This window comes from uncultured Roseobacter sp. (genome assembly GCF_947495275.1).
Taxonomy (GTDB): Bacteria; Pseudomonadota; Alphaproteobacteria; order Rhodobacterales; family Rhodobacteraceae; genus Roseobacter.
Map to the genome: position 1 here is coordinate 221,512 of NZ_CANLYL010000001.1, position 14,243 is coordinate 235,754.

15 protein-coding genes are annotated in these 14,243 nt (G+C 58.5%); 11 read left to right on the plus strand and 4 right to left on the minus strand.

All coding sequences use genetic code 11. The annotated features are described in order from the left end of the window. The first annotated feature begins 79 nt into the window (after window positions 1–79). From Q0802_RS01015 to Q0802_RS01025, 3 genes are all read left to right on the plus strand, one after another. On the plus strand, window positions 80–700 hold the full coding sequence (locus Q0802_RS01015; RefSeq protein WP_298912278.1) for a glutathione S-transferase family protein: 621 nt from the start codon (window positions 80–82) through the stop codon (window positions 698–700). 55 nt (window positions 701–755) lie between these two features. Then, a complete protein-coding gene (locus Q0802_RS01020; protein ID WP_298912281.1) occupies window positions 756–1,736 on the plus strand; it encodes a pyridoxamine 5'-phosphate oxidase family protein in 981 nt (326 codons plus the stop codon). 81 nt (window positions 1,737–1,817) lie between these two features. Continuing rightward, window positions 1,818–2,495: an HD domain-containing protein gene (locus Q0802_RS01025; RefSeq protein WP_298912284.1), complete on the plus strand. Its 678-nt coding sequence runs from the start codon at window positions 1,818–1,820 to the stop codon at window positions 2,493–2,495. Between the two features lie 37 nt (window positions 2,496–2,532). On the opposite strand, the gene Q0802_RS01030 is transcribed toward Q0802_RS01025, so the two are convergent. Both Q0802_RS01030 and Q0802_RS01035 read right to left on the minus strand, forming a co-directional pair. Then, a complete protein-coding gene (locus Q0802_RS01030; RefSeq protein WP_298912287.1) occupies window positions 2,533–3,510 on the minus strand; it encodes a 2-dehydropantoate 2-reductase in 978 nt (325 codons plus the stop codon). A gap of 1 nt (window position 3,511) precedes the next feature. Next, window positions 3,512–5,041 (minus strand): acyl--CoA ligase, encoded by a 1,530-nt coding sequence (locus Q0802_RS01035; protein WP_298912290.1) that lies wholly within the window; start codon window positions 5,039–5,041, stop codon window positions 3,512–3,514. Between the two features lie 93 nt (window positions 5,042–5,134). Between Q0802_RS01035 and Q0802_RS01040 the strand changes: the two genes are divergently transcribed. The 5 genes from Q0802_RS01040 to Q0802_RS01060 all read left to right on the plus strand — a co-directional run bounded on the left by Q0802_RS01040 (window position 5,135) and on the right by Q0802_RS01060 (window position 9,484). Then, on the plus strand, window positions 5,135–5,443 hold the full coding sequence (locus tag Q0802_RS01040) for a hypothetical protein (protein ID WP_298912293.1): 309 nt from the start codon (window positions 5,135–5,137) through the stop codon (window positions 5,441–5,443). Beyond that, on the plus strand, window positions 5,424–6,110 hold the full coding sequence (locus Q0802_RS01045) for a fumarylacetoacetate hydrolase family protein (protein WP_298912296.1): 687 nt from the start codon (window positions 5,424–5,426) through the stop codon (window positions 6,108–6,110). Before Q0802_RS01040 ends, Q0802_RS01045 begins: the two co-directional genes overlap by 20 nt. Before the next feature lie 154 nt (window positions 6,111–6,264). Continuing rightward, a complete protein-coding gene (locus Q0802_RS01050; RefSeq protein ID WP_298912298.1) occupies window positions 6,265–6,966 on the plus strand; it encodes a sulfite exporter TauE/SafE family protein in 702 nt (233 codons plus the stop codon). A 102-nt stretch (window positions 6,967–7,068) separates the two neighbouring features. After that, the gene (locus Q0802_RS01055) at window positions 7,069–8,898 is read left to right on the plus strand and encodes a glycerophosphodiester phosphodiesterase (RefSeq protein WP_298912300.1); all 1,830 of its coding nucleotides are present in this window, start codon (window positions 7,069–7,071) and stop codon (window positions 8,896–8,898) included. After that, window positions 8,885–9,484 (plus strand): hypothetical protein, encoded by a 600-nt coding sequence (locus Q0802_RS01060; RefSeq protein WP_298912303.1) that lies wholly within the window; start codon window positions 8,885–8,887, stop codon window positions 9,482–9,484. Before Q0802_RS01055 ends, Q0802_RS01060 begins: the two co-directional genes overlap by 14 nt. Before the next feature lie 57 nt (window positions 9,485–9,541). Here Q0802_RS01060 and Q0802_RS01065 read toward each other — a convergent pair whose 3' ends face one another. Beyond that, window positions 9,542–10,414, minus strand: coding sequence for a LysR family transcriptional regulator (locus tag Q0802_RS01065; RefSeq protein ID WP_298912306.1), 873 nt, complete (start codon window positions 10,412–10,414; stop codon window positions 9,542–9,544). A 102-nt stretch (window positions 10,415–10,516) separates the two neighbouring features. Between Q0802_RS01065 and Q0802_RS01070 the strand changes: the two genes are divergently transcribed. The 3 genes from Q0802_RS01070 (at window position 10,517) to Q0802_RS01080 (ending at window position 13,905) form a co-directional block, all read left to right on the plus strand. After that, complete coding sequence (locus tag Q0802_RS01070; protein ID WP_298912309.1) at window positions 10,517–11,659, plus strand: TauD/TfdA family dioxygenase; 1,143 nt, start codon at window positions 10,517–10,519, stop codon at window positions 11,657–11,659. Then, window positions 11,656–12,252, plus strand: a complete 597-nt coding sequence (locus tag Q0802_RS01075; protein WP_298912312.1) for an HD domain-containing protein — start codon at window positions 11,656–11,658, stop codon at window positions 12,250–12,252. The genes Q0802_RS01070 and Q0802_RS01075 overlap by 4 nt, the downstream gene beginning before the upstream one ends. A 102-nt stretch (window positions 12,253–12,354) precedes the next feature. Continuing rightward, window positions 12,355–13,905: an acetolactate synthase large subunit gene (locus Q0802_RS01080; RefSeq protein ID WP_298912314.1), complete on the plus strand. Its 1,551-nt coding sequence runs from the start codon at window positions 12,355–12,357 to the stop codon at window positions 13,903–13,905. Between the two features lie 25 nt (window positions 13,906–13,930). Here Q0802_RS01080 and Q0802_RS01085 read toward each other — a convergent pair whose 3' ends face one another. Beyond that, window positions 13,931–14,227 (minus strand): DUF1653 domain-containing protein, encoded by a 297-nt coding sequence (locus tag Q0802_RS01085; protein ID WP_298912317.1) that lies wholly within the window; start codon window positions 14,225–14,227, stop codon window positions 13,931–13,933. Window positions 14,228–14,243: the final 16 nt, after the last annotated feature.

Consider the following 14,243-nt stretch of genomic DNA (forward strand, 5'->3'; position numbering starts at 1 on the left):
TATTCATTTAATACATATCGTAAATCCCTGTCATGGTCAGGAATTCACCTGACCACCAGATATGACGAGGACCCGCTTAATGCCTTCTCCCATTCGCATTCATCGCTTTGCAAAATCCGGTCACAGCCACCGTGTCGAATTATTTGCCAGTCTGATCGGCATTGATCATGAGTTGATCGATGTTGATCTTGCAAACGGCGCGCAGAAATCCGAAGCCTTCTTGTCACTGAACCCTGCCGGGCAGGTCCCGGTGATCGAGGATGGCCAGAGCGTCATTTCGGATTCCAACGCGATCCTTGTCTATCTGGCGCGCAAATTTGCTCCCGACTGGTTGCCCGGTGATCCTCTGAACGAAGCGCAGGTGCAGCGGTTCTTGTCCCTCGCCGCCGGTGAGATCGCCAATGGTCCTGCCGCGGCGCGGTTGATCACCGTCTTTGGTGCACCTTTGGACGCCGACCGCTGCCAGACGATTGCGAGCATTGCTTTGGGGCGTCTTGAACAGCATCTTGAGGGCCGCGAATGGCTGGTCGGCACCCGTCCCAGCATCGCGGACATCGCAATCTACAGCTACACCGCGCATGCGCCTGAGGGAAATGTCTCTCTTGATCCCTACCCCAAGGTACGCGCCCTGTTGGCCCGCATCGAAGCACTGCCCGGTTTCGTTCCGATGCCGGCAACCAACGCGGGCCTTGTTGCCTGAAAAACGCCGCGCGCGGCGATCTGTCACCGCGTGCCCCCTTCCAGGGAGTGTCCCAATGACCCAGAATACCGGCTGGCAAGAAGCGACGTCACCGTTTCACAAAGGCGAACGCGCAGCACAGGAAATAGTTGGCGTTCGTGAAAGAGTAGAGATGATTGGGCGTCGCGGCGTACGGGATTTCATGCCCGATCAGCACCGCGCATTTTACGAAAGCCTTCCGATGATCTTTGCCGGTCATGTAGACGCGGCAGGCTGGCCCTGGGCATCGGTCTTGTATGGCGGGCAAGGTTTCATCAGATCGCCGGATACCCGCAAATTAACGATCAAGGCGCGTCCCTTTGCTGGGGATCCGCTGGCCGCTTCGCTTCGCGTCGGCAGTGCTATGGGGTTTTTGGGTATGGGCCTCAACAACCGGCGTCGCAACCGGGTCAATGGCCGGGTCAGCCGTGTTGCGGAGGGAGAATTCGATCTGATGGTCGACCAATCCTTTGGCAATTGTCCCCAATATATCAAAACCCGTGACGTTTCCGAGGTGCAGCAACCGACATCGGCACGCCCCCACGAGACGCTGACCGCCCTGGATGCAGAGGCCCGCAAGCTCATCACAGGCGCGGAAACCTTCTTTGTCGCGACGGCCAATCTCTCCGAAACGGCGGAGACGGTCGCCCACGGCGCGGACATGTCGCACCGAGGAGGCAAACCCGGTTTCGTGAAGGTTGAGGGCGACACCCTCACCATCCCGGATTTTTCCGGCAACAATTTCTTCAACACGCTTGGAAATATGATCGAAACCCCACGCGCGGGTCTTCTGTTCATCGACTACACCAATGGTGATCTGCTGATGATCAGTGGCACAACCTCCATTGTCTGGGATGCGCGCGAAGTAGCAGATTTTGACGGCGCAGAGCGCTTTTGGCGCCTTAAGGTGCGTAAGATGCACCGGTTGCGCGTGGCCCTGCCGGTCAGCTGGACAGAGCAGGAGGCAGCACCAAATCTGAAAAATACTGGGTCATGGCATGATGGTTCGAAACCCTGACATGAACAGACCGTGCATCAGGCGGGACCAGACAAATTTGTACCTGTTGTCGTCATGGGGTGCATTTGGTAGCCGATGGAGATGGATTTCCTGTCACGTTTCGCCCCGCACGAAAATATCGCCAGCCAATTGTTGCCATTCGTTTCTGAGGCAACCGATGACGGATCACATGACCTGTCGCATATCTTGCGTGTATGGCAAAATGTTCGAGCCCTGAGTGCCCTTGAGGGCGGGGACATGGTCATTCTGACGGCCGCGACCCTGCTCCACGATTGCGTCGAGGTGCCCAAAAACGCGCCGTTGCGATCTTCGGCCTCTCGCATGGCGGCCGAGAGGGCATCTCAATTGTTGAGCGATCTTGGCTGGGATCAGGACGCTATCAACAACGTCGCCCATGCCATCGAGGCACATAGCTTTTCTGCCAATGTCGCCCCGACCACAGTGGAGGCCAGAATTCTACAGGATGCCGATCGCCTTGACGCGATTGGGCACATTGGCATTGCGCGATGCTTTTACGTTTCGGGACGGCTCAACCGGTCCATCTATGATCCTGCGGACCCCGATGCCTCAAGGCGCGCGCTGGACGACAGCACATATGCGATTGATCACTTCCGCACCAAGCTGCTGCATCTCGCCGGGTCCTTCAAGACAGAGACCGGTGCCCGTATGGCAAAGGACCGGCACGCGGTCATTCAAAAGTTTCTGGACGGATTGCTCAGAGAAATCTCCGCCGACCCAGCCGAGGCTGATAAAAGCTGACCGGCCAAGGCAGGCACCTCCCTCCGCGACTTGCAGATCAATAGAGTCCGGCGGTTCGGGCACGAAGCTGAACCAGCGCCAGAACCGTATCGATGGTCGGCGTCGGTGTCTGTGTGATGCGGCCCAGCTCCTGAACGGACCCGACCAGCGCGTCGATTTCCATTGGGCGGTCTGCATCCAGATCCTGCAGCATCGACGTGCGATGTGCACCCACCGCTGCACCGCCATCGATGCGACGCTCGACGTCGATCGGGAACCTGACACCCAGCTTTTCGGCGATGGTCTGCGCCTCAACCATCATCCCGCGCGCAACATTCCGCGTGCCGGTATCTGTGCACAATACATCCAGGGTCGCATGGGTCAGCGCTGAAATCGGATTGAACGACAGGTTGCCCCAGAGCTTCACCCAGATTTCATCGCGCAATCGCGGCCGTACAGGCGCCTTCAGACCGGCGGCCATCAGAGCCTTGGAAAGTGCGACGGCGCGGTCAGATTTTGCGCCATCCGGCTCTCCCAGAGAAAACCGGTTGCCTTCGATGTGCCGGACCGTGCCGGGTTCAGTCACCTCCGCCGCGGGGTAGACCACACAGCCCAGTACACGGTCAGGGCCAAACCCATTCCATTGCGCATCACCGGGATCAACGGATTGCAAGCGCGTGCCCTCAAGGGGGCCTCCGATCTTGTGAAAATACCACCATGGCACGCCGTTCACGCCACTGACAATCGTGGTGTTTTCACCGATCAGGGGCCGCATTTTAGGCACCACCGGCGGCACCGAATGGGCTTTTAGCGTGACAATCACGTAATCCTGCGGCCCCAGATCCTCAGGATCCGCACTTGCCTGGACTTGAACGCGGCTTTCGACCCCATTCTCTTCGAGCAGGGTCAGACCTCTGCTTTTCATCGCTTCAAGATGTGGTCCACGTGCAACCAGGCTGACATCGGCACCGACCTGCGCCAGTTTGACCCCCATGTAGCCGCCAATCGCACCGGCACCGAAAATACAGATTTTCATCTTACGCCTGCGCCACCAATCCCAGTTTTTCCGCAAGACCGATACGTTGCATCTTGCCGGTCGCCCCTTTTGGAATTTCCTCCATGACAATCACCTTTCGGGGAACCTTGAAATCCGCGATACGTTTTGCCGCAAAATTGCGGATGTCCTGTTCGCTGGCTGTCTGTCCTTCGTGCAGAACGACGGCCGCCGCGACATCTTCCCCCAGTTTCGGATGGGGCAATGCAAAGGTGACCACCTGTGCAATGGCTGGATGATCCAACAACACACCGTCCACTTCCAGCGGGCTGATCTTTTCGCCGCCCCGATTGATGATCTCCTTCAGGCGACCGGTCAAAACGAGATATCCATCCTCGTCAAAAGCCCCCTGGTCGCCGGTGCGAAACCACCGATGTCCTTCAGCTTGAAAGAAGCTCTTTTCATTGGCTTCGGGGTTGCCTTCGTAACCGGGTGTGACATTGGGGCCGGAAATGACCACCTCACCCGTGCCGTCGATTAAATGGTTTTCCACCTCATGAGCGATGCGCACCATAGGTCCCGCCTCAACACCAACCGCCCCGGGTTTTTGGGCACCCGGGTCCAGCGGGTTGGAGGCCATCTGGTGGGCGGCTTCGGTCATGCCATAGCCTTCGATGACCGGCGCATTGAAAGTTTCATTGAGCGCCAGCATGACCTGTGCTGGCAAGGAGGCTGACGAGGATCGCAGAAACCGCAAGCTTGTCTGCCTGATCACATCTTCATTCCGACCGGCGCGCGCAAGGATTGCCTGATGCATCGTGGGCACGGCGGTATACCAGGTTGGTTGCGCCGATTTCATCCAACCGAAAAATCGCAACGCATCGAAGCCCGGTGCGCACCAGACCGAGGCGCCCGCCGCAAGCGAGGCCAATACCGCCGCGATCAGTCCATGAATATGGAACAAGGGCATCACATTCAGGCAGCGATCCGTCGCCGCGAGGTTAAGCGACATCCGGACATGATCCGCAGAGGCGGCAACATTGGCTTGCAACAACGGCACGATCTTGGGCCGCGAGGTTGTCCCGGACGTGTGCAAGATCAACGCCACATCATCGTGCTGGATTTCTTTTTTCTCTGCTATTCCAGCGCTTTCAGAGCTCAGATTGAAGTATCCAGCCGGAGCGCCAACAGGTACCCGCAAGCGGATGATGATCATGCCCAGTTTCTGTGCAACAACCAATGCCGCACCGGAATACTCCTCTGTTACGATGATGGCTTTTGCGCCTAGATCACCGAGATAGAATTCATACTCTTCTTCTCTGTAGGCCGGGTTCAACGGCGCGGTTGTCGCAACCTGAGCGACGGTGACAAAAGCGGCGGCCATCTCCGGGCCATTGGGCAGCACGATGGCGACACGGTCCGCCTTAGCAATCCCCATCCCGTTGAGCGATGTTGCCACTTCCGACGACAGATCGCGCAGGCAACCATAGGTCATCCAGGCGCGATCCGGCGCCCCGATGGCCAACCTGGTCCTGTCGTGATCAGAAATCAATGAGTGCACCGTCTTGCGCATGACCCTTCCCCTCTTGAATTTTCCAGCAACCGAGCCAGGTGCAACCCGCAATCTGGTTCATCTGAATGCTGATGCCACGAAACGCTTGATCCGGTGGGGCAGAAACTGCCGGGCAGCACCGGTTTTGGATTTGTCGTGCATGGCGGCATGAACTCTCAAGTGCTCGGTGCTGTCAATCAACTAATTGATCACAAGCTCTTGTTTGAAGGCAATTTAAGCAGCTTGGCGTATCAGCCTTTCAGACTGCAACGCAATTTGTCCGCCCTCGCAAAAGGACTGCACCCTCCAAACCCCGGTACCAACGCTGAAGAGAGTCAGACCATTGCGGTTGAATGGCAAAGCGCTATGGTCCTGACGAAACGCCAGTTCCTCGGGGAGACACATGCTAGATTTCGTGATTGAAACGCCACCGGTTGTCGCTTTGCCCGTGGTCGGATCGGAGGCGCGTTTCCCGGTGCGCAGAGTTTACTGTATCGGTCGAAATTATGCCGCACATGCGATCGAAATGGGGCATGACCCGGATCGTGAAGCACCGTTTTTCTTTCAGAAAAACCCTGACAACCTCGATACAAGCGGCATTTTTCCTTACCCGCCTCACTCAGCCGACGTCCATCACGAAGCTGAACTCGCAATCATGTTGGCATCCGGCGGTGCCAATATTCCCGTAGAGTCGGCGCTCGACCACGTATTCGGGTATGCGGTCGCTTTGGATATGACGCGCCGCGATCTTCAGGCAGAGATGAAAAAAGCCGGGCGTCCCTGGGAGATTGGCAAGGCGTTCGAACGATCCGCCCCCGTTGGCCAGGTGCATCCCGTTTCGCAAACCGGGCATTTGGATCATGGGGCAATCACCCTGACCGTGAATGGCGAATCCCGCCAGGAAGGCGATCTGAACCAGATGATCTGGAAGACCGCCGAAATGATTGCCTATCTCTCACAATATTTCGAGCTCGCAGCAGGAGATGTGATCCTCTCCGGCACACCCGCAGGCGTCGGCCCTGTCGTTAAAGGAGAAACCATGGAGGTTTTCATCGAAGGTCTGGGCAGCATCTCTGTGGCTGTTGTTTAACCGCTCTGGGGGCCTCGCCCCCGGTCGACGCCCCATCCAATGATAGGCCCGGTGCCATGACTAAATACTCCCACATCCCGCAGCGAACCGTCCTATGATCGCGGAGGTGTTAAACGCAGGTCTCGGTTGGCCCGTCGCCCTGGCTCTGATGGGAATGAGCTTTCTCGCATCGTTGATCACTGCCGGCTTCGGGATCGGTGGGGGCGTGTTGATGCTGGCAATGCTGGCTTCCCTACTACCAGCGGCGGCCGTCATACCCGTTCATGGGTTGGTGCAGGTGGGATCCAACGCCGGGCGCTGTTTCCTCTTTCGGCGCGAAATCTACACCGCCGTGATGATGCCCTTTGTTGTCGGATCCTTGATCGGGATCGTTCTGGGGGGCCTCTTTGTCGTGCAACTCGATGCGGGCGTTCTGCAAATCGCCGTTGGTCTCTTTATTCTCTGGTCCGTTCTCTTCAAGCCCCCTGCGCTGATGCGCAAATCAGCTGGCATCACCGGTGTGATCTCCAGCTTTCTGACAATGTTCTTTGGAGCAACCGGGCCTTTCGTGGCCGCCTATGTAAAATCATTGGAATTGAACCGGGTCAGCCATGTCGCAACTCAGGCCACGTTCATGACCATTCAACATCTGCTGAAAACCTTCACCTTCGGACTGCTTGGATTTGCCTTTTCTCAATGGGCGGGGCTGATTACCCTCCTCATCCTCTGCGGGTTTCTGGGCGCCATGGCGGGGCGGCTTGTACTGCTGCGCAGCAATGAAGTTGTTTTCAAACGGATATTGAGCATCATCCTGACGGTTCTCGCCCTTCGTCTGATCTATGGGGGGGCAAGCAGCCTCTTCGCATCGGGTTCCTGAAAAACACATGACGCGGATCGGCGCAGCGTTTAGGGTCAGTCCAGACGGCATTCATAACTTGCCAGCCACGACACGTATCAAAACCGGGCAGCCCCTGTAATCATGACCGTACTGCAAGCCTATCAAGACACCTGGGCCCGTCGCGGGATTGTCGTTCCTATTTTCATCGCCGTACGCCTACTGAGCATTGCGGTGATGCTGCCTCTGACCACCCTGATCGTCACTCTGGCAATCTCCATATCGGGTCAGGCTGCTCTCACAGATCAGGCCATCGCCCAGTTCTTCTTTTCGCCCATGGGGTTTCCGATCTTCCTCGGGATTTCGGCGATCATTCTGCTGGCGTCGATCATCGGCCTCGCGGCGATGACGGTTTCATTCCAAAGTCAAAGCCAAAATAGCTTCGAAGCCTTGCACGCAACAATGATGCTGCTGGGCGAGCGGTTCTACCTACTTGCAAATTTTGCCGTCCGTTTTGTTTTGCGCATCTTGCTGATCACGGCGCCTTTTGCGCTGGCGGCTGCGTTTATCGCCGGGCGCTACTTCGGTGATTACGACATCAACTACTATCTGACCGCCCGGCCGCCGGAATTTTTGAGCGGGTTGGCGATGATCGCAGTGCTTATGGGCGTGATGCTGGTGATTCTGTTGCAACGCCTGCTGCTCTGGGCTGTGGCGCTTCATCTGGTGCTCTTTGACGACATCCACCCACGCGACTGCTTTGCGCGGAGCGCCGAGACCATGGCGGGTCAACGCTGGCGTCTTCTGCGCGGCCTGTTGATCTGGTTGGGCATCCGCACCGTCTTGGCCTTTGTTCTGGCATTGGTTTTCGGGTGGCTGATCCGTCATGCGGCAGATGGGTTCGGCGCGGCCTTGCGCACCAAACTGACCTTTGCCATGTGCCTTGCTGCGGCCTGGACGGTCTGCGGTATGATCCTGAGCGCCATCGCATTGGGTGCTTTGGCCCGACTGCTCTACAGGCTTCATGACGATGACCACCCGGTCAAACCACTGGATGTACCCGCCGCAGCCAGTTTTTTGAGACCGCGGTGGATGCTCTTGGGCGCCATCGCCCTCGCACTATTTGGGATCGTGGGCGGTGGTGTGCTCATCAACCGCGTGCAAAGTGCGGAAACCATAGAAATCATCGCCCATCGGGGGGCTGCGGGTGTGCGCCCTGAAAACACGCTCGCCTCGATCCGCAAAGCCGTCGAGGACGGGGCCGATTGGGTAGAAATTGATGTCCAGGAAACGGCGGAGGGTGAGGTCGTTGTCATGCACGACAGCGATTTCATGAAACTGTCCGGGGTTGATCTGAAAATCTGGGAGGCCACTGCAAAGGATCTGGCCGATCTCGATATCGGCAGCTGGTTTGATCCGACCTATGCGTCCGAGCGCATCCCGTCACTTGCCGAGGTGCTGGAGATTACACGCGACAAATCGAAGCTGCTGATCGAGCTGAAGTACTACGGCCATGACGAAGACCTGGAAGCCCGCACCGCAGCAATTGTCGAAGCGGCAGGCATGTCGGATCAGGTGGCAACCATGTCCCTCAAATACCCCGCCGTACAAAAAATGAAGGCGTTGCGCCCGGAGTGGTCTGCCGGTGTTCTGGCCGCGACGGCGCTTGGAAATCTGGCTGCTCTGGACGCGGATTTCATCGCCGTCAGCACCTCCATGGCCGGCCCTCATCTGGTCCGCAGCGCCCGTAATCAGGGAAAGAAGCTGTACGTCTGGACCGTGAATGAGCCGTTGACCATGTCCGCCCTAATGTCGATGGGCGTGGACGGCATCATCACCGATGAACCGGCCCTGGCAAGGCAGGTGATGGAGGCAAGATCCGACCTGACGACATCCGAGCGCTTGTTCATCCTGTTCGCGGACCGTTTCGGGTTGACCTTCGATGAAGACGAGGCGGCAAATGATCGGCCGTAAAGCGTTTTTTGCCATTGCGATCCTTTTGATCGCCGGTCCGGTTCACGCTCAGGAAGTGACCGGTTTCGGCCGGTTCACCGAACTGCCTGCTCACAGGGCACTGGTGGCGCAAAGCATCGAGGCGAAAGTGACGGGTTTTACCACCGATGGCTGCAGCGGTGGCATGTCGGACATCTGGCGCGCAGCTTCCCGGCAGTTCCCGGAACTGGCAAATACCTACGGATCAAAACCCCCGTGGGAAGCCTGCTGTGTCACCCATGATCGTCGCTATCATAACGCAGGCGGCGCCCGAAATGCGGTGAAGAGCTACCAAGCCCGATTGCGCGCAGACAAGGCATTGAAAGCCTGCGTTCTGGCGCGGGGCAAACGTGCGGTCAAGGCCCAGCAAGAGCTTGAAGACGGTAGCCCCGAGACCGTGCGACTGGCCTATACCAGCATCGCCGAAGCCATGTATTACGCTGTGCGCGCGGGCGGCGGTCCCTGTTCGGGCTTGAGTTGGCGTTGGGGCTATGGCTACCCCAACTGTTCGGTGTTGCGCGGTACCGGTGCTGATGGGCTGGCGCGTGGCAATCCTACGTCGAATTAGCAAAACGTCACCTTGGCGGCTTGCGGTTGCAAGCCTTGGCACAGGTCGTCGCTCTGTTCAGGTTGGCGAAGGTGCACCTGTGAACTGCGCATGCATGCGACGCCAGGCGGAAGGCGTGATCTGGTCAGTATCTGCGATCATCCAATAGGTCTCCGGCGTCTCCAACTGCGCCTTGGACAAGCGCACCAACTCTCCCGCGCCCAGCGGCCCGGTACAAAGCGGCAGCGATGCCAACAAAACCCCCTGCCCCGCCAGCGCAGCCGCAAGCGCTGCTGCAAAGCTGTCAAACCGCATCCTTGGCACCGGCGTTGTCGGATCTCCCGCAAACCGCGCCCATTCCTGCCATCCGGCGCGAGGGCCCGACACTGCGATGCGCGGCAGGCTGCGCCAATCACGGGCTTGCGCAATCAGTTTTGGCGCAGCAACCGGGCTGAGCCGCTCTGCAAATAGCTTTTCCTTGCGACCCGCGGCCCAATCGCCGGTCCCGTATTCAACCCGGATCATCGCATCGAGCTGCTGTGGCTGCGGTTGCAGAACCCGCGTGGAAAAAACGATCTGCGCCCTGTCACCTCCGAGTATGTTGCGCAATCGCGGCGCGAGCCATAGTTCGATGACCGACGCGCTTGCCGAGATCGTCAATTTCTCGCGTTGGCTGCCAAAAATCTCTTCGAAGCTCTCGTTGAGATTACGCATGGCCGCCGAGACATAGGGCAGCCAGGCCTCACCATCCACAGTCAGCGTGATGCCGCGCGCGCCGCGCAAGAACAACGGCCGACCAATGCGTCCTTCAAGGTTCGTGATGCGCTGGCTAACCGCAGCTTGGGTCACCTTCAGCTCCGAGGCTGCGGCTGTGAAACTGCCCAAACGACCGGCTGCTTCAAAACCGCGTATCCACTCCAAGGGTACTGAATTCAGAGCAAACTCACTCATAAGAATTTCGTAGCCTTGGTGTCAGTTTTTCCACATCGCCATTATGGCTGAGGCATGAAATACTGCAAGCAGAACAACCGGCAAAAATGCAAGGCAACCGCCATGAATGACGTCACAGTAAGCAAAGATGGCCAGCATCTCGAAGTTGAAACAACCGCCGGAAGGTTGCGGTTTCATGCCATCTGGCTGAGGGACAACGCCAGTGACGCAGGAACCCGGTCACTACAAAATGGCCAACGGCTGATTACGCTGCAGGACATCCCGCAGGACACGCGTATCGGAGCGGTGGCACTCTCTGACCACACGCTGACCGTAGGGTTTCAGCCCGAAGACAAAACCATCACTTACGACATCGATTGGCTGGTGCAAAACGCCTATGATCGCCCCCTGCCTGCACGCGCGGGCTGGGTCGCGGAGGGGATCGAGACCTGGGATCACCATCTGATGGATGCGGTGCCTTCGGCGCAATATGGTGATGTGGCCTCCAGCCCCCGTGCTCTCAGGGCATGGCTGTCCCGGTTTGCGCGTTACGGGTTTGCCAAACTCTCAGGTGGGCCCGTGCACGACCAGGCGCTCATGGGCATCGTGGATTGGTTCGGGCATGTGCGCGAAACCAACTATGGTCGCCACTTTGAGGTGCGTACCGAAGTGAACCCGACGAACCTTGCCTTCACCGGTCTGGGATTGCAGGCCCATACGGACAATCCCTACCGTGACCCGGTGCCGACACTTCAACTCCTCTACTGCCTAGAAAGCTCGGCGGCGGGCGGTGAGAACATGGTTGTGGACGGGTTTGCCGTCGCCCGGAGATTGCAGGAGGAAAACCCCGACTGGTTCGATGTGCTGAGCCGTCACTGTGCCCGGTTCGAGTACGCCGGGGCAGACGACGTTTTGCTGCAATCCCGGCGCCCGATGATCGAATTGGCCCCCGATGGCGAACTGATTGCAGTGCGCTTCAACAACCGCTCCGCCGCCGCAATCACCGATGTGCCCTTCGATGAGATGGCGCTTTATTACCAAGCCTATCGGCGCATGGGCGACATTATTGACGATCCTGCAATGGAGGTAAGTTTTCGCCTGAACCCCGGCGACAGTTTTCTGGTCGACAACACCCGGGTGCTGCACGCCCGCAAGGGATATTCAGGATCAGGCACAAGGTGGTTACAGGGCTGTTATGCCGACAAGGATGCGCTGTTGTCGAAGCTGGCGGTCCTGCGGGCGCAGCATCCGGAGGCCGCGCAATGAGCGAACATCCGGTCACCAATCTGACGCCCGCCAACATCGTTGCCTTTCTCGAAGACATCTTTGAGCGGCGTGGCGGCGAGGAATACCTTGGCGAGCCCGTAACAATGGCTGAGCATATGCTACAGGGGGCGACATTGGCGGAGCGCAGCGGTCAGGACGAGATCATCATCGTGGCGGCCCTGCTGCATGACATCGGGCATTTCACCAGCGAGTTTGGCACTTTCAGTATGGAAGACACCGAAGATCGCCACCACGAAGATGCGGGTGCAGATGTGTTGCAAGCGTTCTTTCCGACTTTGGTCACCGATTGCGTGCGGTTTCACGTGGCCGCCAAACGCTATCTGTGTGCGACCAAATCAGAATACTTCGCGCGTCTCTCGGCGGCATCCGTCCACTCGCTCAACCTGCAGGGCGGGCCGATGTCAGCGCAGGAAGTGAGCGCATTTGAGACCAACCCCAATCTGAGGGAGATCATTGCTGTGCGCTATCTTGATGACGCGGGAAAACACGCGGATATGGAAACACCCGCCTTTGCACATTTCGCGCCCATGGTGCAGCGCGTGGTGGATCAGCATTGCGGCCCCACTCGATAAGGGGAGTTCTTAGACCGACCCAATCCATCATCACCCGGCATTGTACCTGACGCCCCGGAATGTCATCCTGCGCCGATGCCCCCGCACACCAGGAACGGAGAGATGATGAACGGTGCCAACTCCCTTGTGAAAACGCTGCTGAAGAACGGCGTGGACACGGTTTTTGCCAATCCCGGCACCTCCGAGATGCATTTCGTTGCCGCACTGGACACTCACCCTGAAATGAACTGCGTGTTGTGCCTCTTTGAAGGGGGCACCACCGGTGCCGCTGATGGCTATTTCCGTATGAAACGCGACGTGGCCGGAACGTTACTTCATCTTGCGCCCGGTTTTGGGAATGCTTTCGCCAATCTGCACAACGCCCGCAAGGCCAGCACGGGTGTCCTCAATATCGTTGGGGATCACGCTACGCATCACCTGCGCTTTGAGAGCCCGCTTAAGGGCGACATCGTTGGGATCAGTCAGACGGTCAGCCATTGGACAAGGGTTTCACAGGACGCAGCAAGCGTGGCCTCCGACGGGGCAGACGCCATTCAGGCCGCACGGGCGTGTAACGGGCAGATCGCCACACTGATCCTGCCTGCTGATACGGCGTGGAACGCAGCCTCGGGCACCGCAGACAGCCGCGCGCCGGCCCCGCTGCCTGCCCCCGGCACCGCTGAGATTGAAGCCGCCGCCGCGCAGTTGCGAAACAAGGGTGCCGCGTTGATGATAGGTGGCAGCGCGCTCTTTGGGGAATTGCGTCAGCTCGCCGGGAAAATTGCCGCAAGAACCGGGTGCCGGCTGATGGTCGATACCTTGATCCCCCGGATATCGAAAGGTGCTGGCACCGCACGGATTGATCAGTTGGTCTATCCCGTTGATCCAAAAATCGCGCAGCTGACCGAGACGACGTCAATTACTCTCGTTGGCACAGATCGCCCCGTGGCCTTTTTCGCCTATCCGGGCAAGCCCAGCGTGCCCGAACCGCCAGGTTGCAGCGTTACAGAGCTTTGCACGCCGGTCATGGATATTGCCGCGACCTTGGAAGCCCTTGCAGATGCGGTTGGCGTGACGACCGGGACGCAGCCCGAAACCGTCGCGCTCGATTTGCCGGATAAACCCTCAGGTGCGCTGACCTTGCAGAAAGTTGGTCAGGCGCTTGCCGCGCTGATGCCGGAAAACGCCATTATCTGCAACGAATCCGTGACGTCTGGCTTTCATGTCATGCCGCCCACGGCGACCGCGCGACCCCATGACGTGCTGAGTGGCACCGGTGGCGCCATCGGGCTTTGTTTGCCCTGTGCCGCGGGTGCTGCGATTGCCTGCCCCGATCGCAAGGTGATCGCTCTTACGGGGGACGGCTCGGCCATGTATACGCTGCAATCCTTGTGGACGATGGCGCGCGAAGGTCTTGATGTGACCGTTATCGTCTTTGCGAACCGTGGGTATCAGATTCTGCGCGACGAATTGATCAATGTCGGTGTCGATTCTTATGGCCAGAATGCGCAGGCAATGTTTGATGTCGAAAATCCAACGCTGGATTGGGTGTCCCTTGCCGAAGGTCATGGCGTTCCCGCCATCCGCACTCGTGAGATGGAGGGGTTCATCCGCGCATTGCAAGCAGGTCTGGAAAGCGACGGCCCCTCACTGATCGAGGTGGTGTGCCCCTGACGGACCAACGGCGGCGGTCAGCGCATTAGATTGATCGCGCCGCTTCTGGTGAAGGTTCCGCCAGTTCGCTAAACCGGCCGTCTTCGAATTCCGACTTGGGACGCACCCAGATCGTGCCTTCGACATCATCGTAGATGACGACCTCACTGCGGTCCGCCTCTAGGATGCCATGTGCCAGCACCCGGTAAAGCCCGCCCTTGCGGTGCAGATGCGTTGCGACCCAGACCGCCCGCTCACCACCCGAACCCGTGGCAAAGGGCGTCTTTCCGATGGCCGATCCAGCCGACCAGAAAGACGACAACAAACGGCGCGCTCCCCACATTCCAGAACTCCCCCAG

What these genes read in the sequence shown, in the direction of transcription:
- Q0802_RS01015 (WP_298912278.1), top strand. Translation starts at nt 80, where the DNA reads ATGCCTTCTCCCATTCGCATTCATCGCTTTGCAAAATCCGGTCACAGC.
- Q0802_RS01020 (WP_298912281.1), top strand. Translation starts at nt 756, where the DNA reads ATGACCCAGAATACCGGCTGGCAAGAAGCGACGTCACCGTTTCACAAA.
- Q0802_RS01025 (WP_298912284.1), top strand. Translation starts at nt 1,818, where the DNA reads ATGGATTTCCTGTCACGTTTCGCCCCGCACGAAAATATCGCCAGCCAA.
- Q0802_RS01030 (WP_298912287.1), bottom strand. Translation starts at nt 3,510, where the DNA reads ATGAAAATCTGTATTTTCGGTGCCGGTGCGATTGGCGGCTACATGGGG.
- Q0802_RS01035 (WP_298912290.1), bottom strand. Translation starts at nt 5,041, where the DNA reads ATGCGCAAGACGGTGCACTCATTGATTTCTGATCACGACAGGACCAGG.
- Q0802_RS01045 (WP_298912296.1), top strand. Translation starts at nt 5,424, where the DNA reads ATGCTAGATTTCGTGATTGAAACGCCACCGGTTGTCGCTTTGCCCGTG.
- Q0802_RS01050 (WP_298912298.1), top strand. Translation starts at nt 6,265, where the DNA reads ATGAGCTTTCTCGCATCGTTGATCACTGCCGGCTTCGGGATCGGTGGG.
- Q0802_RS01055 (WP_298912300.1), top strand. Translation starts at nt 7,069, where the DNA reads ATGACCGTACTGCAAGCCTATCAAGACACCTGGGCCCGTCGCGGGATT.
- Q0802_RS01060 (WP_298912303.1), top strand. Translation starts at nt 8,885, where the DNA reads ATGATCGGCCGTAAAGCGTTTTTTGCCATTGCGATCCTTTTGATCGCC.
- Q0802_RS01065 (WP_298912306.1), bottom strand. Translation starts at nt 10,414, where the DNA reads ATGAGTGAGTTTGCTCTGAATTCAGTACCCTTGGAGTGGATACGCGGT.
- Q0802_RS01070 (WP_298912309.1), top strand. Translation starts at nt 10,517, where the DNA reads ATGAATGACGTCACAGTAAGCAAAGATGGCCAGCATCTCGAAGTTGAA.
- Q0802_RS01075 (WP_298912312.1), top strand. Translation starts at nt 11,656, where the DNA reads ATGAGCGAACATCCGGTCACCAATCTGACGCCCGCCAACATCGTTGCC.
- Q0802_RS01080 (WP_298912314.1), top strand. Translation starts at nt 12,355, where the DNA reads ATGATGAACGGTGCCAACTCCCTTGTGAAAACGCTGCTGAAGAACGGC.
- Q0802_RS01085 (WP_298912317.1), bottom strand. Translation starts at nt 14,227, where the DNA reads ATGTGGGGAGCGCGCCGTTTGTTGTCGTCTTTCTGGTCGGCTGGATCG.